The 26,617-nt window shown below is 39.4% G+C and carries 25 protein-coding genes; 22 read left to right on the top strand and 3 right to left on the bottom strand.

Going from position 1 to position 26,617, the window contains the following annotated elements; translation table 11 throughout:
- Positions 1–155 precede the first annotated feature (155 nt).
- The 17 genes from QUG14_RS06940 to aspA all read left to right on the top strand — a co-directional run bounded on the left by QUG14_RS06940 (position 156) and on the right by aspA (position 19,645).
- Positions 156–605 carry an SRPBCC family protein gene (locus QUG14_RS06940; RefSeq protein ID WP_289339788.1) on the top strand — a complete coding sequence of 150 codons (450 nt, stop codon included), beginning with the start codon at positions 156–158 and terminating at the stop codon, positions 603–605.
- On the top strand, positions 602–1,486 hold the full coding sequence (locus QUG14_RS06935) for an FAD binding domain-containing protein (RefSeq protein WP_289339787.1): 885 nt from the start codon (positions 602–604) through the stop codon (positions 1,484–1,486). Before QUG14_RS06940 ends, QUG14_RS06935 begins: the two co-directional genes overlap by 4 nt.
- Positions 1,476–1,973, top strand: a complete 498-nt coding sequence (locus QUG14_RS06930; protein WP_353961064.1) for a (2Fe-2S)-binding protein — start codon at positions 1,476–1,478, stop codon at positions 1,971–1,973. Before QUG14_RS06935 ends, QUG14_RS06930 begins: the two co-directional genes overlap by 11 nt.
- On the top strand, positions 1,970–4,327 hold the full coding sequence (locus tag QUG14_RS06925) for a xanthine dehydrogenase family protein molybdopterin-binding subunit (protein ID WP_289339786.1): 2,358 nt from the start codon (positions 1,970–1,972) through the stop codon (positions 4,325–4,327). The genes QUG14_RS06930 and QUG14_RS06925 overlap by 4 nt, the downstream gene beginning before the upstream one ends.
- A 191-nt stretch (positions 4,328–4,518) precedes the next feature.
- Positions 4,519–5,982, top strand: a complete 1,464-nt coding sequence (locus QUG14_RS06920) for a hypothetical protein (RefSeq protein WP_289339785.1) — start codon at positions 4,519–4,521, stop codon at positions 5,980–5,982.
- A 327-nt stretch (positions 5,983–6,309) separates the two neighbouring features.
- A complete protein-coding gene (locus tag QUG14_RS06915) occupies positions 6,310–7,590 on the top strand; it encodes an MFS transporter (protein ID WP_289339784.1) in 1,281 nt (426 codons plus the stop codon).
- Positions 7,591–7,738: 148 nt separating this feature from the next.
- Positions 7,739–8,278: a cupin domain-containing protein gene (locus QUG14_RS06910; RefSeq protein WP_289339783.1), complete on the top strand. Its 540-nt coding sequence runs from the start codon at positions 7,739–7,741 to the stop codon at positions 8,276–8,278.
- 340 nt (positions 8,279–8,618) lie between these two features.
- Positions 8,619–9,533 carry a VOC family protein gene (locus tag QUG14_RS06905; protein ID WP_289339782.1) on the top strand — a complete coding sequence of 305 codons (915 nt, stop codon included), beginning with the start codon at positions 8,619–8,621 and terminating at the stop codon, positions 9,531–9,533.
- A gap of 25 nt (positions 9,534–9,558) precedes the next feature.
- The gene (locus QUG14_RS06900; RefSeq protein WP_289339781.1) at positions 9,559–10,350 is read left to right on the top strand and encodes an SDR family oxidoreductase; all 792 of its coding nucleotides are present in this window, start codon (positions 9,559–9,561) and stop codon (positions 10,348–10,350) included.
- A 24-nt stretch (positions 10,351–10,374) separates the two neighbouring features.
- The gene (locus QUG14_RS06895) at positions 10,375–12,060 is read left to right on the top strand and encodes a thiamine pyrophosphate-binding protein (RefSeq protein WP_289339780.1); all 1,686 of its coding nucleotides are present in this window, start codon (positions 10,375–10,377) and stop codon (positions 12,058–12,060) included.
- Between the two features lie 14 nt (positions 12,061–12,074).
- Positions 12,075–13,520, top strand: a complete 1,446-nt coding sequence (locus QUG14_RS06890; protein WP_289339779.1) for an aldehyde dehydrogenase family protein — start codon at positions 12,075–12,077, stop codon at positions 13,518–13,520.
- Positions 13,521–13,537: 17 nt separating this feature from the next.
- Positions 13,538–14,320 (top strand): aspartate dehydrogenase, encoded by a 783-nt coding sequence (gene nadX / locus QUG14_RS06885; protein WP_289339778.1) that lies wholly within the window; start codon positions 13,538–13,540, stop codon positions 14,318–14,320.
- 91 nt (positions 14,321–14,411) lie between these two features.
- Positions 14,412–15,716 carry an aromatic ring-hydroxylating dioxygenase subunit alpha gene (locus QUG14_RS06880; RefSeq protein ID WP_289339777.1) on the top strand — a complete coding sequence of 435 codons (1,305 nt, stop codon included), beginning with the start codon at positions 14,412–14,414 and terminating at the stop codon, positions 15,714–15,716.
- 60 nt (positions 15,717–15,776) lie between these two features.
- Positions 15,777–16,286 (top strand): aromatic-ring-hydroxylating dioxygenase subunit beta, encoded by a 510-nt coding sequence (locus tag QUG14_RS06875; RefSeq protein WP_289339776.1) that lies wholly within the window; start codon positions 15,777–15,779, stop codon positions 16,284–16,286.
- A 31-nt stretch (positions 16,287–16,317) separates the two neighbouring features.
- On the top strand, positions 16,318–17,103 hold the full coding sequence (locus QUG14_RS06870) for an SDR family NAD(P)-dependent oxidoreductase (RefSeq protein ID WP_289339775.1): 786 nt from the start codon (positions 16,318–16,320) through the stop codon (positions 17,101–17,103).
- 28 nt (positions 17,104–17,131) lie between these two features.
- On the top strand, positions 17,132–18,100 hold the full coding sequence (locus QUG14_RS06865; protein WP_289339774.1) for a VOC family protein: 969 nt from the start codon (positions 17,132–17,134) through the stop codon (positions 18,098–18,100).
- A gap of 120 nt (positions 18,101–18,220) precedes the next feature.
- Positions 18,221–19,645 (top strand): aspartate ammonia-lyase, encoded by a 1,425-nt coding sequence (gene aspA / locus QUG14_RS06860; RefSeq protein ID WP_289339773.1) that lies wholly within the window; start codon positions 18,221–18,223, stop codon positions 19,643–19,645.
- A 47-nt stretch (positions 19,646–19,692) separates the two neighbouring features.
- Here the strand turns inward: aspA and QUG14_RS06855 are convergent, their stop codons facing one another.
- The 3 genes from QUG14_RS06855 to asnA all read right to left on the bottom strand — a co-directional run bounded on the left by QUG14_RS06855 (position 19,693) and on the right by asnA (position 22,605).
- The gene (locus QUG14_RS06855) at positions 19,693–20,904 is read right to left on the bottom strand and encodes a polysaccharide deacetylase family protein (RefSeq protein WP_289339772.1); all 1,212 of its coding nucleotides are present in this window, start codon (positions 20,902–20,904) and stop codon (positions 19,693–19,695) included.
- A gap of 241 nt (positions 20,905–21,145) precedes the next feature.
- Positions 21,146–21,505 (bottom strand): hypothetical protein, encoded by a 360-nt coding sequence (locus QUG14_RS06850; protein ID WP_289339771.1) that lies wholly within the window; start codon positions 21,503–21,505, stop codon positions 21,146–21,148.
- Between the two features lie 86 nt (positions 21,506–21,591).
- The gene (gene asnA / locus QUG14_RS06845) at positions 21,592–22,605 is read right to left on the bottom strand and encodes an aspartate--ammonia ligase (RefSeq protein ID WP_289339770.1); all 1,014 of its coding nucleotides are present in this window, start codon (positions 22,603–22,605) and stop codon (positions 21,592–21,594) included.
- A 490-nt stretch (positions 22,606–23,095) separates the two neighbouring features.
- Between asnA and QUG14_RS06840 the strand changes: the two genes are divergently transcribed.
- From QUG14_RS06840 to QUG14_RS06820, 5 genes are all read left to right on the top strand, one after another.
- Positions 23,096–23,263, top strand: coding sequence for a hypothetical protein (locus QUG14_RS06840; RefSeq protein WP_289339769.1), 168 nt, complete (start codon positions 23,096–23,098; stop codon positions 23,261–23,263).
- A 104-nt stretch (positions 23,264–23,367) separates the two neighbouring features.
- Positions 23,368–23,715, top strand: a complete 348-nt coding sequence (locus tag QUG14_RS06835) for a PadR family transcriptional regulator (protein WP_095248688.1) — start codon at positions 23,368–23,370, stop codon at positions 23,713–23,715.
- The gene (locus QUG14_RS06830; RefSeq protein ID WP_289339768.1) at positions 23,696–24,334 is read left to right on the top strand and encodes an HAAS signaling domain-containing protein; all 639 of its coding nucleotides are present in this window, start codon (positions 23,696–23,698) and stop codon (positions 24,332–24,334) included. The genes QUG14_RS06835 and QUG14_RS06830 overlap by 20 nt, the downstream gene beginning before the upstream one ends.
- A gap of 70 nt (positions 24,335–24,404) precedes the next feature.
- On the top strand, positions 24,405–25,865 hold the full coding sequence (locus tag QUG14_RS06825; protein WP_289339767.1) for a DUF4153 domain-containing protein: 1,461 nt from the start codon (positions 24,405–24,407) through the stop codon (positions 25,863–25,865).
- A gap of 63 nt (positions 25,866–25,928) precedes the next feature.
- Positions 25,929–26,417 carry a DinB family protein gene (locus QUG14_RS06820; RefSeq protein WP_289339766.1) on the top strand — a complete coding sequence of 163 codons (489 nt, stop codon included), beginning with the start codon at positions 25,929–25,931 and terminating at the stop codon, positions 26,415–26,417.
- Positions 26,418–26,617: the final 200 nt, after the last annotated feature.

The raw sequence follows: 26,617 nt of genomic DNA, 5'->3' as shown, positions 1-26,617 counted from the left end.
CCCTTCTTATAGCCTGGAGGCTATGACATTATAGTTAATTATGTATTTTTTTTAATATAGAATCAATGATAAAGTGGTAAATATAAGTAATATTCTGAATTTTACAAACGTGAATATGGAATATTCTTGATGTTATGTGAAGGAGATGTGGTCAATTGAAATTGTCGGGAGAGGCAAAGTTCAAAGAGGAAGTGGTTCGAATTTGGTCAGCATTGCATGATCCGGTTATTTTAAAAGAAGCGATACCTGGATGCCATGACCTGGTACTTATAGAAAATGGTGAATATGATGTTTTTTTAAAGCTTGGAGTAGCTGCGGTAAAAGGTGAGTATATGGGTAAGGTCAAGCTTGAAGATATAGAGGTTTCTAATCATTATATTCTAGAAGCGGAGGGGAGCGGATCGCCAGGTTTCGTAAAAGCAAGAATGGAGTGTAAGCTTGTTCCTACCGAGCAAGGCTGCAACTTAACTTGGGAATGTGATGCTGAAATCGGCGGTACGATTGCAAGTGTTGGCAGCAGGGTTTTAGGGGGAATTGCCAAATTCATGGCAGGTCATTTTTTTAAAGCCATCGAAAAACAGCTGAAAATTGGTGATACCGCATGAAACCTGCAACCTTTACGTATTTACGCCCCAAAAATATAGATGAAGCACTGAAATATCTTGCTGAATATGGAGAAGATGCCAAGATTCTGTCTGGGGGTCAAAGCCTTATCCCCATACTGAACATGCGTCTTTCCACTCCTCAATATTTAATCGACATTGGTAGAATCGAGGATCTTTCATATATTCGTGACGAGGGAGATTATCTTGCGATCGGGGCTGCAACTAAACATATAGAAATTGAACAATCTGCTTTGGTAAAAGAAAGTTGCCCTTTACTGCATGAGGGCATCCAATGGGTAGGCCACACGCAAATCCGAAACAGGGGAACCGTCGGTGGAAGCATTGCACATGCAGATTCTTCCGCAGAACTGCCTTGTATCTTGTCAGCATTGAGGGGAGAAATAATTCTGGCAGATGTTGATGGGGATGAAATCGTCAGTCCAGAAGAGTTTTTTCTTACTTATATGCTCACCGCTATTCGACCAGATCAATTGGTGAAAGAAATAAGATTTCCTAAATTACAGGCTACAAATGGATGGGCATTTTTGGAAATGGCGAGAAGGCACGGTGACTTTGCTATGGTTGATGTTGCATGTGTTGTAGAGTTAAATAATCAAGGAAAAATTGAATTTTGCAGAATGGCAGCTGGTGGAGCTAATCCTGTACCATGTGTACTGGGGTTATCGGAAGAATTTTTAATCGGGAAACACCTATCAGAAGAGGTCATTAAGGAAGCTGGAGCGATTGCAATGGAAATGGTCGATCCCGATGGCGACCTTCACGGCTCAGCAGAGTATCGTCGGTCACTGACAGGTGTAATGGTACAGCGTGCCATAAAAGCAGCAGTTGATAGAGCAGGGAAGGTGAGAAATGATGAATAAGTTTCCTATTACCCTAATACTGAATGGAAAAGAAATAACTCAAGAAGTCGAGCCAAGATTAACGCTTACAGACTTTATTAGAAACGATTGTGGACTTACAGGAACACATCTTGGGTGTGAACATGGCGTATGCGGTGCATGCACAGTGACCGTGGATAATCTTCCAGTTCGATCCTGCTTAATGCTGGCAGTTCAGGCAGATGGATGTACGGTTGGGACGGTCGAATCCTTAGTTGAAGAAGATGGGACGCTTAATCCACTGCAGCAGGCTTTTGCGGACAACCATGCACTGCAATGTGGTTTTTGTACACCGGGTTTCCTGATGACCCTTGATAGTTTTCTAAAAGAAAATCCAAATCCATCGGAAGAGGAAATCAGAAAAGGTATCTCAGGCAATTTATGCAGATGTACTGGCTATGCCAACATTATTAAAGCGGTAAAACAGACAACACAACTGGCAGATGGCAAGGCGGTGTGTAAATCTTGAAAGAGTATGTTGGTAAGAGAGTGAAAAGGAAAGAAGATTATCGTTTTGTGACTGGAACTGGTCAGTATGTTGCTGACATAAAGCTTGCCGACATGGCAGAGGCCACATTTGTCCGAAGTACACATGCACATGCGAAAATCGAATCAGTGGATGTGTCTGAAGCACTCGCAATGAAGGGTGTTTATGCTGTTTTAACAGGGGAGGATTTAGAAGGAATAGTGAAACCGCTTACGGAGGCGGAGTCCCATTGTTATTTGCCCCCGATCATTGTGGAAGAAATCAATCCGATTAGTAAAAGCAACTTAGAATACGTATTAGCTAAGGACCGAGTGGTCTATGTTGGTCAACCGATAGCTGTAGTAGTAGCTGAAAATCGTTATCTCGCAGAAGACGCAGCCTCACTGATAAAAATCCAATATGCTTCTCTTCCTGTGGTTGTAGATCCCTATGAAGCACTCAAGGAAGGAGCTCCGTTGATTCAGGATCACCTGGATAGTAATTTACAGGCCCATTTTCAGTTGCATGTTGGTGATTGCGGAGAAGCTTTGCTACAAGCCGATCATGTCATCCGTGAGGTATTAAAATCCCCTCGTGTTGCCTCTAATCCACTTGAGACTAGAGGTGTTGTAGCCTATTATGACAATCGGAGTGATCAATTGCACATTTGGACTTCTACACAACTTCCTTATGAAGTTAGGCATTATGTAGGAAAATCGCTGGGAATGAGGGAAGAAAATATTCGTGTAACTGCCCCTGATGTTGGAGGTGGTTTTGGACCCAAGGGCGGTGTATATCCAGAAGAGGTTGTCATTGGGTACCTCGCCAAACTGCTCATGAAACCAGTGAAGTGGATTGAAGATCGCTTAGAACATATGAGCGCCTCCAGACATTCACGTGACCAGATTCATGATGTGGAGGTTTTCTTCAAGAATGATGGAACCATTCTTGGGATAAAAGATGAATTCCTTTTGGACGTGGGAGCGATTAATTATTTTGCCTTCACATGTGCTTATAACAGCGTTGCTCATTTTCGAGGACCATATAAAGTTCCGAATTTCTATGTAAATTGTAAGGTTGTCTTAACGAATAAAACACCAAATGTTCCTTATCGAGGAGCAGGCAGACCAGAAGTCGTTTTTGCCATGGATCGGATCATTGACATAGTTGCCAAAGAACTAAACATGGATCCCGTATTGGTAATGCATAAAAACATGATTAAAGCGGAAGAAATGCCCTATGACCAAGGGATGTATTACAAGGATGGAGGAAAACTCATCTATGATAGCGGCGACTATCCCGCTGCACTGAAAATGGCTCTCGAATTATCTGGTTATGAAGAGATTCGAAAGAAGCAGAGCGAATGGAGAGAACAAGGAAAATATATCGGAATTGGGATTTCGTCCAATGTGGAAGGGACTGGTGTCGGTCCATTTGAAGGGGCCTCAATCAGTATAAACCAATCTGGACAGGTACTCGTTCATGTCGGATCCACTCCTCAAGGGCAAAGCCACGAGACTGTTTTTGCCCAAATTTGTGCAGATGAATTAGGGGTAGACTTTGAAGATGTTAAAGTGAAAGCCGGGGATACCAGTTTGCTTCAATACGGAGCAGGAACATATGCCAGCCGCAGTGCCGTAAATGCTGGTTCTGCGATTCATGGGGCAGCTCTCAAGGTTAAAAGTAAACTATTTGCTCTTGCTCAAATGATGGGACTGGAAGAACAAGAACTTGAGTTGAACGACGGATGTGTTTGTTCAATCTCTCAGCCTGAAAATAAACTTACATTAAAAGAACTAGCTGCAGCTGCCGCACCAGGGCCGCGCTGTAAGATGCCTGATGGCCTAGAACCCGGATTACAAGCGACATATTATTTTGTACCTCCTACCGTTACGTATTCGTCTTCCACCCATGCAGCAGTGGTGGAAGTGGATATAGAGACCAGCCAGGTTTTCATCCAGGATTATGTGATTGTCCATGACAGTGGAAAGGTTATTAATCCCATGATTGTCGAGGGGCAAATTCAAGGCGGCTTGGCCCAAGGGATAGGCACAGCCTTGTACGAGGAAGTTGTTCATAATGAGCAAGGGCAAGTGTTGACCGGTACCTACATGGATTATCTGCTTCCTACCTCAATGGAGATACCAACAGCCAAACAGGGAGAACAGGAATTCCTTTCTACCCGCAATCCCTTGGGAATTAAAGGAGTAGGTGAAAGTGGGACGATCTCCCCGCCTGCAGCATTGGCAAATGCGGTGGTTGATGCTTTGTCCCATTTGCAGATTACCATCACACAACTGCCTATCAGTCCTGAACGGCTATTTCGCCTTATACAGGACGCAAAAAAATCTATCTAAGACATCCGTCCTAGATAAAAGGAAATGATGGTCACTCCTTGCACTTCAGCCAGAATTTATTTATTGATTTACCTTGCTCTATAAAACTACCATTAAAAGTGGGACACTGCGATTAGAAGGAATGTTCAATTAAAACTAGTGAAAACCGTGGGTATTAAAGACAATAACTTTATGATAGAAGGTGTTCATGTATGACGTTGACTGCGGCACATTGGATATTTGCTTTAGTTACCTTGGTCATTATTGTAGCGATTATTTTTCGTAGAGGCGTGGTAGTTCCGACATTAGTTGGTACGTTTATTGTAGCGTGGATTTATAAGGGTAGTATAGTTGGAGGGTTTACAGCTGTTTTTAATGCTAATCTGGTGGCCTCAAAAGAATTATTCAGTATTTTCCTCATCATGACCTTTATGATTGCGTTGCTAAATTCATTGAAGGGTCTTGGGTCTGATAAGCTAATGATTGCCCCTATTCAAAAGTTTATGGTAAATGGGCATGTGGCCTATTTCATTCTCATCGGGTTTACGTATATCATTTCGTTGTTCTTCTGGCCTACACCGGCTGTTCCATTGATTTGCGCATTGCTTGTACCTGCAGCTGTTCGAGCTGGATTGCCAGTGATGGGTGCAGCGGTGGCAGTTGCATTAGCTGGCCAGGGGATGGCTTTGGCTTCAGACTATGTTATGCAGGTGGTACCAATGGTTAGTGCCACGGCTGCAGGTGTTGAAACGGGTGTGGTTGCGAACAAGTCCTTGGTACTGTCACTGATCACAGGCTTAACGGCCATTGCGATTGCTTATGCAAGAATCTATAAACAAATTCGCAAACCTAATGATATTGAAGTGGAAAAAGAATTAACCATTCTTCAAGGAATGGGGGCTGGGGGACAGGCTGCCAATGAATTAGCAGTCTCGATTGAGGATGCCAAACCAGGAAGAGATTTGGCGAAATGGGGTAAAGCACTCGCTATTATTGTTCCGCTTACCATGCTTGGTGTAGTGATTATTATGATTAGTACAAAGTTTAGCGGCGGCCGCATGGGAGGGTTAGAAGGTGGAGACGGTGCAGCATTTATTGGTGGAGTAGCAGCGTTCCTTCTTATATTAGCGAACTTTGCTAAAGGGGGTATACGTGGGCTTGATAAAATCGGTAATTTTCTAATAGAAGGTTTTGTCACTTCCTTCCGGGTAATGGGAGCCGTGATTCCAATTGCTGGATTTTTCTTCTTGGGAAGTAGTGATTTCACGGGTAGCATCTTATCCTTAGGAGAAGAAGCAACAAAACCGGCATTTTTGTTTGATTTGGTACAAAGTGCCCAAACGATAGTTCCGCAAAGTGGAATATTAACGGCATTTGGAATTTTGCTGATTGGAATTATTACCGGATTAGATGGATCAGGATTCGCAGGCTTGACCTTAGCTGGTTCTCTTTCAGGGGCTATGGCAGAAGGCGCAGGTCTCGATGCATCCACTTTAGCGGCTATCGGTCAGGTGGGTACAATTTTTACCGGTGGTGGAACGCTAGTGGCATGGTCCTCACTGGTGGCAGTTTCCGGATTTTGCGGAGTATCCCCATTTGAACTAGCTCGAAAGAATTTTTTACCAGTTATTATAGGATTGATTCTTTCAACTACTCTTGCACTTTTTATTTGGTAATTAAGGAAGTTTCCACAATTCCGAAAGGTTAATTAATAGATACTATTGGTTTGGATCCAAAAGAATAAAATAAAATTAGTAACCTTGATATACCATAATCTATTCATTCATTATTGGAAACTTCTTTTGCACATTTTTAATAAAAGCCTTGAAAATATCAAGGCTTTTTGATTTGGAACCTAAAGTGGTTTTATATATAAAACTATATTTTAATAATAAAACAAAATATTCATTTTGTATTGACTTAATATTCTTATAACTTTAAAATAAAAATATGGGAAAACGATGTTTCCTATATAAAACATAGCTTGAGTAAGGGGGTATTATATGTTGAAAGGGAACAAAAGGTGGTTATATATTGCAGTACCAATTTTTTTCTTTTGGTTTTTTGGACAAATTGATAAGTTAGGTATTTCAGTAATCCAGACGGATCCAACATTCTTAGCAGACCTAGGTTTAACGGGTGCAGATAAAAACGCTAAAATTGGATTCATCACATTCATCTTTACCGTGTCCTATGCTTTCTCTAATCTATTTTGGGGATATATTATTGATAGACTAGGAGCTAGAAAAACAGCTATCATGGGCCTCTGTATTTGGACACTCACGATGATATTTGGGGGACTTGCAAGTTCCTATGAGATGTTTCTTATAAGCCGTGTGGTTCTAGGATTTGGTGAAGGGATGATGATTCCTGTTTGTGGGAAATTTATTTCCAATTGGTTTAACCATCGCGAACTTGGAAGAGCTCAGTCCTCTTGGCTGGCTGGAAACTACTTTGGTCCTGCCTGCGGAGCGGTAATATTAAGTTTAGTAATCGCTACTTTTCATTGGGAAGCTGCCTTTTTCTTTTTAGCTGGATTTAACCTTTTTATTGTTATTCCTATGTTTGTATTTTTAACAAGAGATACTCCTGAAGAACATCCACGTATTGATCAAAAGGAAGTAGCGTATATTCGCACTCCTGACCCAAATGAAAAAATAAAGCCAAAGCAAAATTTTACCCAAGATTATCGGTATTGGATTGTTTGGTTTGGAATGCTTATGTCATCCTTTTTATTTTTTGGAATTAGTATCTGGCTCCCTACCTACTTAGTTGAAGCAAAAGACTTCTCAAGAGAGGCCATGACTGGAATCACCTCTTTATCTTGGCTGTTTGCACTAGGCTTCGTACTCGCTTGCGGATATCTAGCAGACAAAACGAAGCGGCCTAGCTTACTCGCTACAATATTATTTAGTTTGACTGCCGTTTTTCTGGCGTCCGCCATACTTGCTCCACATCCTGTAATTGCAGGAATTTGTATGGGACTAGCAATGGGAACGCAGGGCGGAGTGTTCCATTTAAGTAATCTATTTATTGTTAAATATTCAACACCAGCAACAGCAGGTCGTGCTGCAGGATTAATGGGTTTCACAAACATACTTGGAGGTATTTCAAGCTATATTATGGGCTGGCTTCGAGATCTTTCAGGTGGTGACTTTGGCCCATCGATTGTAATGTTAATCGTGGCAGCAGGATTAGGTTTTGCAGCTTACATCTTCACCTTGAAAAAAGAAGCGGTTGATGTTCGAAGTCATAAAGTGAATTCTAATAGAGTTATAATTTAAGAGTTGTTACCAATATGAAACATTGTTTTGAATTTTCTCAATATTTTTAATTGACAATTAAAGTATTGGGATTTAAACTTGATTTATAAAGAAAACAGTGTTTTGTATTTGAAACATTATAAAATTAATTTATAGGAGAGTGTTTTTAATGGCAGAAGAAAAATTTAATGTAGCAGAGTTTGAAAAGAAATATGTGGCAAGATTGCAAGACCGTACTTTAGATTGGAACGTTTTAAAATTCCAAGAAGAGATTGATCCAAAATATAAGAGAGCGCAAATGAGATATATCGGTCGTGGAGCTACTGCTAATAATGATTCAAATGTTATTGCAGCAGAACATTTCACCCTTAGCACGATGGTTCTTCCAGCAGGATGTATTGGTCCCTTGCATTTACACGATGATGTTGAAGAAGTTTTCTTTATTCTTAAGGGTAGTGTGAAATCGCTTATTCAAGAGGTAGGAAAAGATGAAGTACACGAAATTCGCTTAAATGAAAGGGATTGCATTAGCTCGCCTCCAGGCGTATACCGCGGTATTCACAACGATGGTGACGAAGAAGCATTAATGCTTGTAATGCTCGGTGCAGTAAAACCAAACTTACCAACATATGTAGAAGGAAGCGCACTAGAAGAGCTCCGTATCCAACGTGCAAAAGAAAGAGAAGCAATCATCAACGGAAATAAATAAATCAAAGCTCATAATTGATATTGGCACTCTGTTGATTTACGCGGAAGGCACGAGATCCTCGAAAATGCTATCGCATTTTCATCGTGCGGTGCTTATTCTAGAAGCATTCAATGTCCTGCGGGATGAAAAGGTCTTCGGGAGACCCCCACAGGCGCGTGCGCCGAGGAGGCTTCCGGACCTACCGCGGAAAGCGAAGTGCCTGGAGTGGAAATCAACAGAAAAAATTAAAAAGAACCAACTTTAAAAAATCTTCTTTGACGGGGATGATCCTCTAACTTTCATTGGGATCATCCCTATAAGGTTTCAACTACTGTTGTGGAAGTATTATGGAGGTGTAAATATGGTTGGAATTACCCACTTAAGACATATTGGTTTAATTACTCCAGTTATAAAAGAACAAGCCGATTTTTATGAAAAAATTTGGGGTTTAGATAAAGTCGCTCAAGACGAAGAAACCGTATATTTTCGAGGTGCTGGACCCGAAAATCATATCTTAAGCTTACATGCTGGTGAAAAAAGAGGACTTCATCATATCGCTTTTGGAATGGTCGATAAAAATGCAGTTGATACAGCAGCAGATTTCCTTGCTTCAAAAGGAGTAAAAATAGTTTCTGAGCCTGGTTATTTGGATGAAGAAGGAAAAGGTTATGGATTACGGTTTGTTGACCCGGAAAACCGCTGTATCGAATTATCAGCATGGGTTGAGATGCATACAACCATATGGAACAAGAAAAATGTTGATCCCGTTAAACTAAATCATGTCGTTATGAATACAGCAGACCTTGATATGATTACAGATTTTTATACGAATATTATCGGTTTTAAGGTTACAGACTGGAGCGAGCACCAAATGTCATTCCTACGTTGTAACCGGAAACACCATTCACTCGCATTTAATCAAGATAAGCATGCTTCAGTAAACCATATCGCGTATGAAGTGGATACAGTTGATGAAGTAATGAGAGGAATAGCCAATGTAAGGAAGGGTGGATACCAAGAGATTTGGGGACCTGGACGTCATGGCCCTGGCAATAATATTTTCTGTTACTTCCAGGATCCTGCAAAGTTTGTTATGGAATATACCTGTTATTTAGAAACGATTGAAGACGAAAGTGAATGGAGAGCCCGTGTTTGGAAGCGTGTCCCTCATTTAATGGATCAATGGGGAATTGCAGGACCGCCAAAGCCAGAAACCCGTGCAGCAATGGGTGGGGAACCAGATCCTGGATGGGTAAATGTAAAAGCACTGCTCTAAAGGTTAGATAAAAAGGGGTGTCGAAATGGACTTAGGTTTAAAAGGCAAGGTAGCGGTCATTATGGGAGGAACATCAGGTGTTGGATTAAAGGCAGCGGAGATGTTCCTCCAAGAAGGTGCCAAGGTAGCGATATGTGGCAGAAATAGCGAACGGAAAGAAAAAGCATATGATTACCTATTACAGTTTGGATCAGCTGATTCAATCTATGCTGCAACCTGTGATGTTACGAATAAAGAAGAGGTTAATGCATTTATAAATGGTACAGCAGCCAACTTTGAGGGTATTGATATTTTAGTAAATTCTGCAGGTCAAAGTGTAATGGGATATTTTTTTGATGTTAGTGACGAACAATGGATGGAGCAAATTCAATTAAAATACTTTGCTATTATTTATGCTATAAAAGCAGCCCATCCTTACCTCGTTAAAAGAGGCGGTGGAAGAATCATTAATATTAACGCAACTCTGGCTAAAGAGCCTGAAAGGCATATGATTGCGACAGCAGCCACAAGAGCCGGATTATTAAATTTAAGTAAAACTCTTTCTCAAGAACTTGCAGCAGATAATATTCTTGTAAACTCTGTTAGCCTAGGTTTGATTCGAACCGATCAATGGGAGCGAAGAAGAATGAAAAATGCACCTGAAATGGATCCAGAAGAGTATTATGCTGATTTAGCAAAGAAGCGAAATATCCCATTGGGTCGTGTTGGGGAAGCAGAAGAGGTTGCAGGTGTAATTCTCTTTTTAGCTTCTAAACAAGCAAGCTATGTATCTGGTTCTACTATAGAAACAGCAGGAGCACTCGGTAAAGCACTATAATACGGATAAAGGCAGGAGTATATGATGAGTCCACAAGTTCAAATGGAATTTACAACGGCGGATGCTATTGTTCAAGAGTTAGTCAGAGCAGGTGTAACGACAGCTTTTGGAATTGTAAGCATCCATAACATGCCGATTTATGATGCAATTCTTCGTGAAGGAAGCATTCACCTCGTTTGTTCTCGCGGTGAAAGCGGAGCGGTAAATATGGCTGATGGTTATGCCCGTGCAACTGGTAAATTGGGTGTAGTCATCACAAGTACTGGTACTGGCGCTGGAAATGCTGCAGGTTCATTAATCGAAGCATGGGCTGCAGGGGTGCCGGTGCTCCATTTAACTGGTGAGGTTGCTTCCCCTTATTTAGGCACTGGCAGAGGTTATATCCACGAATGTAAGGATCAGTTGTCGATGATGGAAGGAGCCTGCAAAAAAGCACTTCGTTTAAGAAAACCAGAGCAGGCGTCCGCTGTGGTTAGACAAGCGATTCAAGAAACATTAGCTGCCCCATCTGGTCCAGTAACGCTTGAAATTCCGATTGATTTTCAATCCGCCATCATTCCAAATCATTCTCTTGAAGAAGTAAACGTCTTATTGACGAGTCAACCAGCTTTAGTTTTACCTGAAAAGGTAGTTTCCAAGATACGTAATGCTCGTCGGCCTGTTATTTGGGCAGGTGGAGGGGTAATTAGTGCCGACGCATCACAGGAAGTGAAGCAATTAGCCGAAATGATTGGTGCAGCTGTTATTACAAGTCAATCAGGTAAAGGAAGTATTCCAGAGGATCATCCCCAGTGTATCGGTCACTTTGCTGCCTATGACTTAACCAAAAGATTGTTGAAGGATTCTGATTTATTGATCAGTATTGGTGTAAGATTTAGAGGGAATGAAACGGCGAATTGGAAGGTACCTGTTCCGAAAGAACATATTGCCATTGATGCGGACTGGCAGGCTATTAATCGTACCTACGAAGTTACCAATGGGTTAGTAGGGGATGCCAAGCAAATCCTACATACCATTATTCAAGAATTTTCTCATAATGCAATACAGCCTGACCCAGCATACTTAGATGAAGTGCAATCGGTTCGTCAAGAATTGCGATCTTCGTTACGAGCAACTCTTGGTCCTTATGAACAAATTCTGGATGGCATGCGAAAAGTATTGCCGCGTGACTCTATCTTAGTTCGTGATGTAACCGTCCAAGCAAATGTATGGGGTAGCCGATTATTTGAAATCTATGAACCTCGTACCTCTATTCATGCTTCTGGAGGAGGAATTGGCCAGGGGTTACCTACTGCCATTGGAGCACAAATGGCTTTCAAAGACCGTCAAGTAGTGTTGATGGCTGGCGATGGCGGATTTATGGTGAATGTGGGCGAAATGGCAACAGCTGCTCAAGAAAATCTGCCATTAATTGTAGTCTTGTTCGATGATGCTGGTTACGGTGTTCTCCGAAATATACAAGATGCTGCTTACGGACGACAAGTAGCAGTAGACCTCCTAAGTCCTGATTTTGTATTGTTAGGACAATCAATGGGATTTGATTCTACGAGAATCGGCTCTCCTGATGAATTTGTCTCAGCACTTGAAAAAGCAGTAGATACGAAAAAACCAACGATAATTGTGGTTGATATGGATGCTGTTGGACCAATGGCAAAGCCATTTGGTGGACCTCCAGGGGCAGCAGATGCATTCAAACCGAGGAAGATATAAAGGGGGTTAATAGAATGATCTCAACATATCCATTTGTTTCAGGTAGGTACTTGATTGGGGGGAATTGGTATAGTTCTGATAAAAGAACGAATGTCATCAATCCAGCAAATATAGATGAAATTGTCGGTGAAGTGGCTTTATGCACCAAAGCAGATGTCGACCATGCGATTGACACTGCCGAAAAAGCATATGAGAACTGGTCCCGTAGTGATATAGAGGAACGAGCAAGCAATATGCACTTGGCAGCAGAGAAAATAAAAGCACTAGTTGAAGAGAATGTAACATTGCTAGTACGTGAGAATGGCAAAGTACTAGTGGAGGCAAAGAAAGATTTGCTGCGCTGTGTAGATATTATGCACCAAGCAGCAGATGAACTCCTTGAATGGTGGAAGCCTGAAGTAGTGCCAGGCAATCAAAAGGTGCAAATTCGAAAACGAGCGCGCGGTGTTACTGCTGTTATTTCACCTTGGAACTCGCCGATGATTTTAACCTTTAAGCGAGTGATTCCAGCTGTTTTGACAGGTAACACGGTGGTAGTTAAGCCGGCTACAAACTGTCCTCTGACAATCATGTCATTTTTAAAGGTGGTTGCTTCCTACTTCCCAGCAGGAGTTATAAATGTCGTAACAGGTTCGGGCAGTGTGATTGGAGAGGCACTTTGTTCTGACCCAAGGGTAAAGACGATTGCTTTTGTGGGCAGTACCCCAACTGGAAAAGAAATTATGCGTGCAGCTTCAGGGACTGTAAAGAACCTGTATATGGAACTGGGTGGAAATGATGCAGCCATTATACTTGGAGATGCCAATCTTGATGAAGAATGTATCAAACGTCTTCGATTCGGTGTACTTCGTGCTGCTGGCCAGGTATGCTCAGCTATAAAAAGGATCTATGTACATGAGTCAAGATATAAGGAAATCGTAGAAAAGCTAAAAAAAGAATTTCAGAGAATCAGGGTTGGCAACGGAATTCAGCCTGATGTTGAAATGGGACCTTTAAATAATAAATCGCAATATGACTATGTACAAGGATTGATAGAACGTGCAGACGATTCGGGAGCAACTGTCATTTCAGCTGGAATTCAGATAGATCCTGAATCATGGAATCAGGGTTACTTTATATTACCAACGATTATTACCGGTGTAGATCAAAATAGTGAAATTGTTCGTGCCGAACAGTTTGGTCCTGTGATTCCAATTCTACCTTTCTCGAATATAGACGAAGCTGTTAAACTTGCAAATGACAGTGAATTCGGCTTGCGAGCGTCGGTTTGGACTGAGGATGAAGAACTGGCAATCCAATTAGCAGACCAATTAGAAGCAGGAGCTGTTTTCCATAATAACCATACTGTTTTCCAAGACCTCCATCTAGATTTCCCAGGTTTAAAGGAAAGTGGACTATCTCGTGAAATAAGGCACTGTGGGTTGGAGTATTTTGCTGATTCCTATGGGTTTGCTAACTGACAAGGAGGACGCTTTAGATGAAAATCGGATTAATCGGCGGCGGAAATATTGGCAGATTTCTACTTCATAGTATAAATACCACTAAACTCCTGGAAGATTCCAAGATTGTTGGTATCTATACTCGCAATCCTAAATCAGCAGCACAACTTGCGGCAGAATTTGAAACTGAAATCTTTGCTGATATAGAATCCCTTTTACAATCAAATATAGATCTGGTAATTGAAGCGGCTACTGTCGAGGTAGTGAAAGAACATGCTGCAACGATTTTAGCAAGTGGGAAGGACTTAGTCCTTAGCAGCGTTGGTGCTTTATGCGATTTGGATTTTATTAAGTCACTAGAAAAGATCTGCAAACGTTGTGGTACAAAAATCCACCTGCCATCCGGTGCTATTGGCGGCTTAGATATACTAAAAGCAGCCAAATCGAATGGTGAACTTGAAAGGGTTTCGATTATTACCAGGAAGCCCCCTCAGGCTTTACCAGGTGCCCCATTAGACAGCGAGCACGTACTTTTTGAGGGTTCTGCTCGGAAAGCGATTGCGCTATTTCCTAAAAATATAAATGTCTCGATTATATTATCATTAGCAGGATTAGGACCTGAAAAAACAGAAGTAACGATTATATCCGATCCAACGGTTACAAAAAATAGTCATTCAATTGAGGCAGAAGGTTCTTTTGGAAAACTATCTCTTAAGGTTGAAAACGATCCGATGCCGAATAATCCAAAAACAAGTTATTTGGCAGCACTAAGTGTTTTGTCATCATTAAAAAATAAAGATGCGGTAATTCAAGTTGGTTAATGAAATTTAGTAAAAACATGCAGGGGTAAACATTAAATTACTTTTTCCCCTGAATGAGTCAGCACCAATCTATGTTTAGGGGGAGAAGGGAATGTACAAAACGAACATCAATTTAGAAGAAATGTCTCAAAAGGAAGCGATTGAATACTTAAATGAAACCGTACAACCTGAAAATGGGGCCATTCCTGCCTATCTTCTAGGTGATCCAACCATTTATGATTTAGAGCACAAAAAAGTATTTTTAAAAACCTGGATATTTATTGGACACGAATCAGAAATTCCGAACAAGAATGATTTTATTACGAGGGATGTTTCCGGATACTCTGTCATTATTTCTCGAGGTGCTGATAATCAAATACGTGGCTTGTACAATATGTGTACACATCGGGGGATGAAACTTTGCCGCGCAGATGCTGGAAATAAATCATTATTCACATGTCCTTATCACGGTTTTAATTTTAAAAACAATGGAGATTGTGTCGGTGTTCCACTACAAAAGGACATATACGGCGATAGCTTAGATAAATCTCAGTTGGGTTTACACAAAATCAGAGTCGAGTCATATAAAGGGCTATTATTTGGGACTTGGAATGATGAAGCGGAGTCTTTGGATGCTTTTTTAGGAGATTTTAAATGGTATATTGATATTTTTGCAGGAAGAGCAGAAATGCAAGTAATGGGACCACCTCAAAGATTCGTTATTCATTCCAATTGGAAAATTGGTGCTGATAACTTTGTAGGCGATTCCTATCATACGATGGTTACTCACGGTTCTATTGCCAAATTAGGAATGGTACCAAGTGCAACTTATTCGAAAAAAGGGTATCAAATCCACACAACGAATGGGCATGGCTTAAACCTTGGTACTCCGAATCCAGACTTTGCCTTTCCAGAGGAATTAAAAGAAGAATACAAATCGAATTTAACAGAAGAACAATACGAGGTTCTGTCGAATCTTAAAAATATGATTGGAAACATCTTTCCTAACCTCTCGTTTTTAATTTCTCATACAAAAATTAAAGGACAGTTAATCTCCAATACCTCTATGCGAATTTGGAGACCGATTTCAGCAGATAAAATGGAAGTAATTACCTGGTTCTTAGTAGAGAAAAATGCCTCTGAAGATTGGAAGAAACGTTCACGGGAATCGTTTATTTTAACGTTTAGCCCATCTGGTATTTTTGAACAAGATGATACGGAAGTATTTACAGATATTACTGCTGCTGCCTCAGGTACAATGCCATTAGTTAAGAACTTGACGTTTAATTACACGATGGGCTTGCACCGTAAACCAGTAACAGAGTTCGTTGGCCCGGGTGTCGTTTATGATGATAAATTTACAGAAGCGAATCAACGAAATTTTTACCGTTACTGGCTTGACTTAATGACGAAGTGAGAAATCACTCACACTTTTCATGACCTTTATCAAAAATTTTAAAGGATTGAGGGAGAAGTTATGACAATTGAGAGGATGTTAGCAACCTATGAATTTGAGCAATGGCTCTATCGAGAAGCGAAACTGATAGACGATATTGATTTTGATGGCTGGTTTAGTTTAATGCACCCATCTTTAAAATATCAAATGCCGGTTCGCGTTAATAAAGAGGGGATAGAACGCCCTGATTATGCCTTGGATATGTTTGCGTTTGATGATGATATTGAATTATTGAAAATTCGTGTCGATCGTCTAAAAACGGATTATGCGTGGGCAGAAATTCCACCTTCTCGAACTAGACGGCTAGTCAATAATGTCAGGTTGATTGATTACGTACCAAATGAAAAGGCAGTTGTAAATAGCTATTTGATGATTTATCGCAGCCGCAGTACGGATATTCATCACGATTTAATATCCGGAGAACGACAAGATGAATTTATTTATGAAAATGGAGAATGGAAGCTGTCAAAACGCTTTTTCATTGTTGATCAAACGACGATTAATACGCGAAATCTAGCTATCTTTGTGTAAAAGCTTTAGCAGTAGGAAGGAGCATTATTTTATGGCTCAGTTAAGAGGTAAATCAGTTTATTTGACCGGTGGTGCCTCTGGTATCGGAAAGGCTGTTACAGAGGCTTTTGTGAAAGAAGGGGCAGTTCTCACTGTTCTCGATAAATCATTAGCGGGACTGAATCAATTAAAGCAGCAATTTGGTGATTCTGTCCAATGTATTGAGGGAGATGTTACGAATTATCAAGCACATGCTGATGCAGTAGGTATGGCTGTTGAAGCATTTGGAAAGTTAGATGTTTTTGTTGCGAATGCAGGTGTGTTTGATGGGTTTGCTAAATTCCAGACTGTTACTCCCGGAGCAATGTCAAATGCATATGACGTCCTGTTTGACATCAATGTAAAAGGATATTTCAATGGGGCAAAGGCGTCAGTTGAGGAATTAAAGAAAACAGGCGGTAATATGATTTTCACTGTGTCAGGTGCAGGATTCTATCCTGATGGGGGAGGAGTCTGGTATACCGCCAGCAAACACGCACAAATTGGCTTAATGCGCCAGCTTGCCTTTGAACTTGCTCCCGATATTCGAGTGAATGCTGTTGCTCCGGGAGGAACGTTGACTGCCCTAAATGTCATTTCTCCGCTTCAACCATTTGTAAAAACTGTAGATAACGAGACAAAAGAGAAGAGTATTAAATCCCGAAATCCGCTTCGAATTGCAATGTCTTCTGAAGACCACGTTGGAGCTTATTTGCTTCTTGCTTCTGATAATGCGAGAGCTATTACTGGAGAAGTGATTTCGAGTGATGGAGGCTTATCTGTCCGTGGTTTAGGTTAATAAAATTGGAAAATAGAGGTGACCATTTGTGAAAGAATCACTAACAGAAAAAAAGCCATTGGCAGGTAATAATGAAATCAATCAACTGGCCTTTGTAGTACGTGATATTGAGAAAACATCAGAAATGTTTGCTAAATTGCTCGGAATTCCGAAACCTGCATGGTTTTTAACTGGTGATAGTCAAGTTTCCAAAGTAGTGTTTCGCGGTAAGCCAACAAATTCTCGAAGTAAATTAGTGTTTATGAATACATCAACAGTACAATTTGAATTAATCGAGCCAAACGAAGAAGCAGGTACGATGCGTGAGTTTTTAGATACTGTAGGCGAAGGAATCCATCATATTGCCTTTGATGTGGATTCGATTAAGGAAAAGCTGCCGATTTTTGAAGAAAATGGATATCCTCTACTCCAAAGTGGTGAATTTACTTCGAGTGACGGCAGATATGTATATGTAGATACTTTGAATGATCATAAAACACTAGTAGAACTCCTTGAAAGTGCTGAGCCACGCGATAGAGCACCAAGTAAAGAATCCTATTCCCCATTGCTTGGAACGAATAAGGTAGAACAGTTAGCGATTGTTGTAAAAGACCTTGATGCTGCTGCCGAGGCTTACTGTAAACTACTTGGTGTTGAAAAACCACAAATTATTCAATCCGGACCTAGTGACCTTACACAAGTGGTATTTGAAGGAGAGCCTACTGAAGGTGATTCTAGATATATGTTTATCAACACCCAAATGCTCCAAATTGAATTGATTGAACCTGGTAAGTCTCCAAGCACTTGGAAAAAGCACCTTGAAACTCAGGGGGAAGGTGTTCATCATATTTCCTTTGTCATAAAAAATATGGATGAAAAAATTAAGTTGCTAGAGGAAATGGGGTATCCCGTTATTCAAACGGGGAATTTCTATAATGGAAAAGGCAGATATGCCTATATGGATACCACCTCTGATTTTAAAGTAATCATTGAATTACTAGAACGCTTTGAGTCTTAAAAAGAGTGCTAGACACCTTTGGTGGCTGGCACTTTGTTTTGAGATTTTGGAGGATTTTTCACTATTTTTATGTTACATTTGAAGGGTAACAGATAGTTTACAAGAAAAGGATGAAACGGGATGTCAACAGACAAGAAAAGAATCGAGAAGGATTTCTTAGGAGAAAAAGAGATACCGGTTGATGCGTACTATGGGATTCAAACAATTAGAGCAGTGGAGAATTTTCCAATTACAGGATATCGCATTCATGAGTCCTTGATTAAAGCGCTTGCAATGGTTAAAAAAGCAGCAGCCATTGCGAATATGAACACAACACGCTTGTACAAAGATTTGGCGGGTGTCATTATACAAGCAGCAGATGAGATTATTGATGGTAAGTGGAACGATCAATTTATTGTGGACCCCATTCAGGGCGGTGCAGGCACATCTATGAACATGAATGTAAATGAAGTCATTGCCAATCGTGGGCTTGAATTACTTGGCCATCCAAAAGGTGATTATTTTCATTTAAGTCCGAACACACATGTAAATATGTCCCAATCTACCAATGATGTATTCCCAACAGCTATACATATTTCTACTTTATCGTTATTAGAAAAATTACTAATCACCATGGAAGATATGCAAAAAGTCTTTAAACAAAAAGCAGTCCAGTTTGAGAAGGTTATTAAGATGGGACGTACTCATCTTCAAGATGCTGTTCCTATTCGCCTAGGACAAGAGTTTGAAGCATACTCTCGTGTACTTACTCGTGATATCAATCGTATTAAACATACCCGGGAGCATTTATTAGAAGTAAATATGGGAGCAACAGCCGTAGGAACAGGTTTAAATGCTGACCCAAAATACATTAAAGATGTAGTAAAACAACTCGCTGAAATTTGTGGTTTTCCACTGGTTAACGCTGAGCACTTAGTGGATGCTACTCAAAATACCGATGCCTATACAGAAGTTTCGGCCGCATTGAAAGTCTGTATGATGAATATGTCGAAAATCGCGAATGACCTTCGCTTAATGGCTTCTGGCCCTCGCGCTGGGTTAGGTGAGATTCGTCTCCCAGCACGTCAGCCAGGTTCTTCGATTATGCCTGGGAAGGTGAATCCGGTTATGCCGGAGCTAATCAATCAAATTGCCTTCCAGGTAATTGGGAATGACCATACCATTTGTCTTGCGTCTGAAGCTGGTCAATTAGAGTTGAATGTGATGGAGCCTGTTTTAGTCTTTAACCTTCTTCAGTCAATCAGTATTATGAACAACGGTTTCCGTGCCTTTACAGATCATTGTTTAGCAGGAATTGAAGCAAATGAAGAGCGTTTAAAGGAATATGTAGATAAGAGTGTTGGAATTATTACAGCCGTGAATCCACATCTAGGATACGAAGTAGCTGCACGAATTGCTAGGGAAGCAACGATTACTGGGAAATCTGTTCGTGAATTATGTTTACAGTATGATGTCCTAACAGAAGAGGAATTAGATATTATTTTGAATGTTTATGAAATGACTGAGCCTGGGATTGCTGGGGAAGAACTGTTGGATAGAGATTAATTATACCTAAAAAGGGTGCTCGTTTGAATGAGCACCCTTTTTAACGTCTATAAATCAAGTAATTCTGTCAGTGTTACCAAGTTATACCCCATTTCTTTCAAGAGCGGGATGACCTTATCGACGGCTGCAGGAGTATTAATTCCTCCAATATGCATAAGGATAATGTCTCCGTTGCTTGCTCCTGATTGAATTCTTGAAACAATCACTTCAACAGACGGCTGCTGCCAATCGATTGTATCTATGGTCCATTGAATGCTATAGGGATATCCTGCCCCGCCAACTGTTTTTAGGGCAGCAGCATTATATGATCCAAACGGAAAACGGAAATAAGGACGAGGAGTTATCCCTGTAACTCTCTTTATCGCTTCCTCAGCTTTTATTATATCCTGGAGAAAAATGTTGGAATTCGTTTTGACAGCATCCGGGTGCGAGTACGTATGATTTCCAATATCGTGCCCTTCAACTGCAATTCTTTTTGCGTAACTTGGAAACTTATCTGCCCAACCTCCTGTTAGAAAAAAGGTTGCTTTAACGTTATGCTTTTTCAAGACATCTAATATCCCAATTCCGATTGCATCACTGCCTGCATCAAAGGTTAAAGCAATTTCCTTTGTCTGAACGCTGCCGCTTGTAATGATAACAGATGATGTTGTGACTGGTGGTGTCTCTTCTTTTGGCGGATCAACTGGAGGAGGAGGTTCAACGTTTTTACCATATAACTTTAATATTTGACCAACGTAGATAGTATCAGAGGCTAGGTTATTCCATTGCTTTATTTTTGCAACGGTTAAATCAGCCCTATCTGCAATCGACCATAAGGTATCACCTGCTACGACTTTATACTCTAGAGTTCCATTTACGGGGACAACAATTTTTGCAGGTTCTGCAGGGGGGGGATCAACTGGCTCTTCATCTTTGGGATCTTCACCAGTTGGTTCTTCATCCTTTGGATCTTCGTCGGTTGGCTCTTCATCTCTTGGGTTTTCTGGTGGAGGATTTCCTTCAGAAGGATTTTCTTTACCTGGATCCTCATTACCATTAGCAGGTGTCTCGGTCGTTGGTGGATTAGAATTGTTATTTCCAGGTTTAGATAGGTCCCAATCAAGGAAAAACAGCATAAAAACCAATGCAATCAAACTAAAGGCTGAGATTGAAAAGTAGATCCATTTCCTGCCAGTTTTTTGAAAGTGTGAAACTACCCCCAATACTAGAAAAAATGAAAGTAACATAACAGTTAGAATCATGATAAAACCTGTCATTGAAATTCCCCCTTATGGATAAAAAAGAATAGGGAGCAGAATTCAAAGTGTAGGATTATTATTGGCTGTGGGTGCTTTTATGAGTAGTATAGGGGAGGGAAGTAAGAGGTACATATTTCTGCTTTAATTATATCATATGAAGGATGCTAGGCAGATGTCACGAATTCTTATGAAAAAATATTCGAAATACAAAAAAAACCGCATAGTGAGGAGTTTCACTTGTGCGGTAAGTCTAAATTGATTATTCACTTTTCTTGTCATTCTTTTTATCATTCTTATTATCAGTCTTTTTATCACTTAACGCTCGGTAGATTTGCGTATACATGCTTCCTTCTTTGATGTTTTCTAGGAAAAAAGGGCCGATAAGTTCTAAATATTCCTCATCGTCAAACAACCTCTTGTTTTCTAATTCCATTTCTCCTAACCCATCGTAGGTTGTCAGCAAGGCATAGGTATGATCTTCACCCGAAATAGGTGTTAAGATTTCAACATGATGGTTATAATTTTCATTTCTAAATTTTTTTATTTCTCTTAAATTATCTATCGCTTCTTTAAATTTATCCTGTTTTATTATAAATTTCTGATAAACAAAGACTGACACAGACCGCACCCCCGGAAGAAGTATAAAAACAACATATGTTTATAAAATCTCCCGAAGGGTTGTTATTTATTCTCATGAAAAAATCTTTACAACAGAGTTATATTTGCTTTTTGACAGTCCTCAATGATTTCGTCATTCCAGACGGAAACTTGAACTTCACCAATGTGTATTTTTTTAAGGAAGAGCATACAGATCCTAGATTGGCCAATTCCTCCTCCAATTGTATAAGGGAGTTCACAATTAAGAACAGCTTGATGGTATTCTAAAGACATTCTATCCTCATTTTTTGAGATCTCTAATTGTTTTTTTAATGCCTCTTCATCTACACGAATCCCCATTGAAGAAACTTCAATTGATTGTTCTAAAGGGGGATACCAGAAAATAATGTCACCATTCAATGTCCAATCATCATAATCCGGTGAGCGTCCATCATGCTTTTCACCAGACAGTAACTGACCTCCGATTTGCATGATGAACACCGCACCATATTCTTTGGCGATACTATCTTCTCTTTGTTTAGGAGACTGATTTGGATACATGGTTTCAAGTTCCTGCGTGGTAACAAAATGAATCTCGTCAGGAAGGACTGGCTCTAACACTGGATATAGCTCATATAAATAATTTTCAGTGTTTTTAAAAACCTGATAGATTTTTTGTACTTCTGTTTTTAATGTCTCCAGATTACGTTGCTCTTTTGCAATGATTTTCTCCCAATCCCACTGGTCTACATAAATCGAATGCAAATGGTCTAAAACTTCATCTCTCCTAATTGCATTCATATCTGTATAAAGTCCAGCGTCCTGTGTAAAGCCATACCTTGCTAGTGCCATTCTTTTCCATTTAGCAAGAGATTGGACGATTTCAATTTTTGCATTTTTAATATCCAATGCCTCAAAAGAAACCATTCTTTCTACACCATTTAAGTCATCATTTAGGCCCTTTCCAGATTTCAAAAGGATTGGTGCTGAAACTCGTGTTAAATTTAATGTTTCAGCTAAGGAATTTTCAAAGTAATCCTTTGTTTTTTTTATTGCAACTTCTGTTTGTAAAAGAGCTAATTTTGAAGTGTAAAGCTTTTGAGTAGAAAGTGAATTTTGCATTTAATCAAATACCTCCAGTAAAAATCATCCATTGTTTATATATACATTCAGATGTATTCCAAAAAGAATATTCTGAAATTATAGCAAAATTATGATTTCCTTACCATAGATTTATTCCAAACAATAAAAAAAACTCTACACCAAATTCATTAGGTATAGAGATTTTTTCACTATCTCAGTTGATCCCAATCTGAATAAGATCCGCTGCCTTGACAACCTGGGCATTCCACGGAGTTATAATAGGCAAATTCATTATAAGGATAAACAGTAAAGCCTCTCCCATAGCAATCGGGACATTTGTCTTGATTCTTCATATGAGAAACATGATTTTGATATCTAGTTTCCCTCCACTGGTTAAAGGAGTTAATTAATCCCATGTTCTTCACCTCACCGTTTTTCTTAGTATGTTAAAAAAATGGAATATTTATGCAAAAAATCATTTCTGTATGATTTTAAGTATGAATCCCAAACTAAAGGAAGAGGTGATATTATGAGTGATTGGAATGAACAAGCAGCGCCTAATAATAACATTCCCCCAAGAATTGTTAGACCTTATGAGCGTCGTGATCAAAGTGTTAATCATGAGTTTTCCGAGGAGTTAGCGGATGGAGGTGAACGCGACGATTTTATCCAACACCAAAAGAAGATAAAGAAATAGGATGAAATGGTGGCGATTGGAAAAATCGTCACTTTTTTAATTTACAGCTAACCTAATATAGTGTAGAATTTCTATGTACCTAATAATTCTAGGTAGGTGAGAAAATGTTTAATCGTGAATTGGTAAAAGGAAGTACTTCGTTAATCTTGCTTCAATTGTTAAATGAAAGGGATATGTACGGCTATGAATTGGTAAAAGAATTAGAGCAGCGAAGTGATAATGGCTTAAGCGTCAAAGAGGGCACATTGTATCCAGCCTTGCACAAGCTTGAAAAACAAGAGTATATTGAATGCTATTGGCAGGAGCAGGAGAAGGGGCCAGCACGTAAATATTACCAAATTACAGACGCAGGCAAAGAAGTCCTAAATGAAAAAACCCGTGAATGGCAGGATTTTGTGAAGGTAATGAACAAGGTAATAGGGAGATCGAAGCATGGAACTGCCGAAGAATAGGTTTCTAGAAGAGCTTGAAGAGAGGCTTGGAAACCATCAAGATAAAAAAAGTATTCTACTGGAATATGAAGTACATATTGAGGAAATTGTGATTGAATCTTTTGATTGTAAAGATGAGAATGAGTTGATGGAAGTAATCATTTCCAGATTGGGGAGTCCTGAGGAAATCGCAGTAATGTGGAAAGAGGAACTCTCCGTAACGCCGAGTAATATGAAATGGCTGTTTATCCTGATGAATATTCTCTTTTTTGGGGGGGGGAGCTTGCTAACCATTTTCCATAATGTATTTCAATGGAAATGGCTATCGGTTGTTTGGAGTCATTTAACTGCTATACCAACCTTAATTGCCTTTATTTATCTGTTTTTTTGGGCATTGCTCGGCTATGAAATTGGAAAGGGTTTTGGACATGGCGGCAGGAGACTTTTAAATAAGACATTTTTACTTTCACTTATCCCAAATCTGTTATTAATGGTTTTAACCGTTTTTGAAATAATACCTCATTCGTGGTTCGAACCTTTATTAACGAAAACGTTTATTATTGCTTGTATTATACTTACCATCCTCTTATATCCCATTAGTTGGCTTGGATATCACTGGGGCAGGAAGGCATCGATATAAGCAGCTTTTTTTTACTTATATACCTAGCAAAACTATGTATATAGAAATTCTATATGAAAGAGGGATTTTTATGGAACTTAAATTTGGTAAAAGTGATTGGATCTTTTTATTACTGTGTATGGTGGTAGGGATTGTGGCGGAGGAAGCGTTTTTCCGAACTGAAATAGGTATTTCCTATTTATTATTTATCATCGCTTTTTACAGTTTATTTTTTTATCGCTATCGCGGTTTTGCATTCAATCATCAGCGATTCGGATATCTTCTGCTCATCTGTGTCTGGTTGTTAGCGGTAGGCTATTTTATCAATGATAATATTTTCTTTTATGCTTTGAATATTATGGTGATTCCAGCACTCGTATTTTTTCATCTTGTATTAGTAACAAGTCAAAAAAATATCCGTTGGAACAAACTAGCTTTTATAGCCTATTTATTTTCGAAGTTAGGAGGAGCAATAAAGTATAATCTTATTTTTGCTTCTTTAATGGGAAAGTTTTTTAAACAGGGTATGGACGAGAGTAAATTTCAAGTGTGGAGAAAAGTAACAATTGGTATACTCATTTCCATTCCCGTTTTGTTTATTGTCTTAGGTTTACTGATGTCTGCGGATACTCAATTTGAAAGGCTGATGGGGGGAATTCCCCAGTGGTTTCAGATGGTTGACGCTGAAGTAGTCGCTCGAATTTTTATTGTTTTGTCCTTTACTTTTACCTTTTTTGGTCTCATGCAGGTTCTGATGAGGAAACAAATCAATGTACTCATTCAAGATGGTGACAAACTACCATTTAAAATGGATACAATTATTACCATTACAGTCCTTGTGTTAATAAATGCGGTCTATGTACTCTTTATTATAGTCCAATTTAAGTACTTCTTTAGTGGGACATTGCAAGGGGATTTCACCTATGCAGAATATGCAAGAAAAGGCTTTTTCGAACTAATATTTGTGACACTCATCAATCTCACGGTAACCGTTCTGGTTTTAACCTTTGTGGATAGGTCGATAGGGTTGATAAAAAGATTTATGCAAGTCCTATTAACGGCACTGGTCATTTCAAGTGGTGTGTTATTAAGTTCTGCCTTCATGCGGTTAAGCATGTATGAGGCTGCTTATGGGTTTACTTTCATCAGAGTGATGGCGCACTCGTTTATGATCTTTCTTGTTGTCATTTTCATGTATACCTTAATAAAAATTTGGATTGAAAAACTATCATTATTCCATTTTTATTTTATTAGTTCGTTACTCTACTACACATTGATGAATGTAATCAATGTCGAGCAGATTATCGTGACTAAGAACATTGAACGGTATGAACAAAGTGGGAAAATTGATTTGCACTATCTAAATAGCTTATCTCACACAGGTATTCTTGGCCTAGTTGAGTTATATGAAGAAGATCCTCAACTTCCGGGCTTAAAGGATATTTTACTAGAAAGAAAAAATGAAGCAAATCTAAGCAATGTCCTATGGCAATCTTATAACGTTAAAAGATCTCAAGCGAATAATGAATTAAGAAAACTTCATTTGGAATAAAGGGTATCGAGGGAAGTTGTCGAAATCAAATGGTAAAAATTATTACTGAAGGAGATTTGTAAGATGAATCGAAAAGATGTATTACTTGAACAATTCCTTTGTTGTCAAAAAAAGAGCCATTGGTTTGTTTCATTTGAAAAAGCAGTTGCAGGTTTAACTCCAGAGCAAGCAAACTGGAAAAAATCTGATTCCGAGAACTCCATCTGGGAACTCATCAGTCACTTAGTTTTTTGGAATGAACGCTTTTTATACCGTTTTAAGAATAAAGTGATTCCAAAGATGGAAGGAAATAATGATAGTACTTTTACCTATTTAAGCGAATCGAAATGGGAGCAGGTCTTAGAACGCTTCAATGTGGTGATGTTTGACTGGATTGAGACCATTAAGAATAGTGAAGATGAAAAGTTTGATCAACGTATTAGTGAGGAATCGAAAGAAACTTGGTTGGAATCTTTATCGAGTATAACCCTTCATAATGCCTATCATATTGGGCAAATTGTTACCATTCGAAAAATGCAAGGCTCATGGAGCAAGGAACAAGGAGTGAGTTAATTTAGTGCAGCATACCGGCTGCACTTTTTAATTGTAAAGTTTTTGTAAAATAGCACTTAATATCTGCCGGTATATAGGTTAATTTCCTTTTTTAGGTAATATTCTAGTAAATTGTAACCTGTCTATTTTTCGAATATTTTGGTAATATTTGTGCTTAGAGAGACGAAATAATAATTTCAACTATCAAAACTGCTAGAAAA

Origin of the sequence: Neobacillus sp. CF12 (assembly GCF_030348765.1) — a bacterium.
In the GTDB taxonomy this organism is placed as follows: Bacteria; Bacillota; Bacilli; order Bacillales; family Cytobacillaceae; genus Neobacillus.
This window is presented reverse-complemented; position numbering and strand designations above follow the sequence as displayed.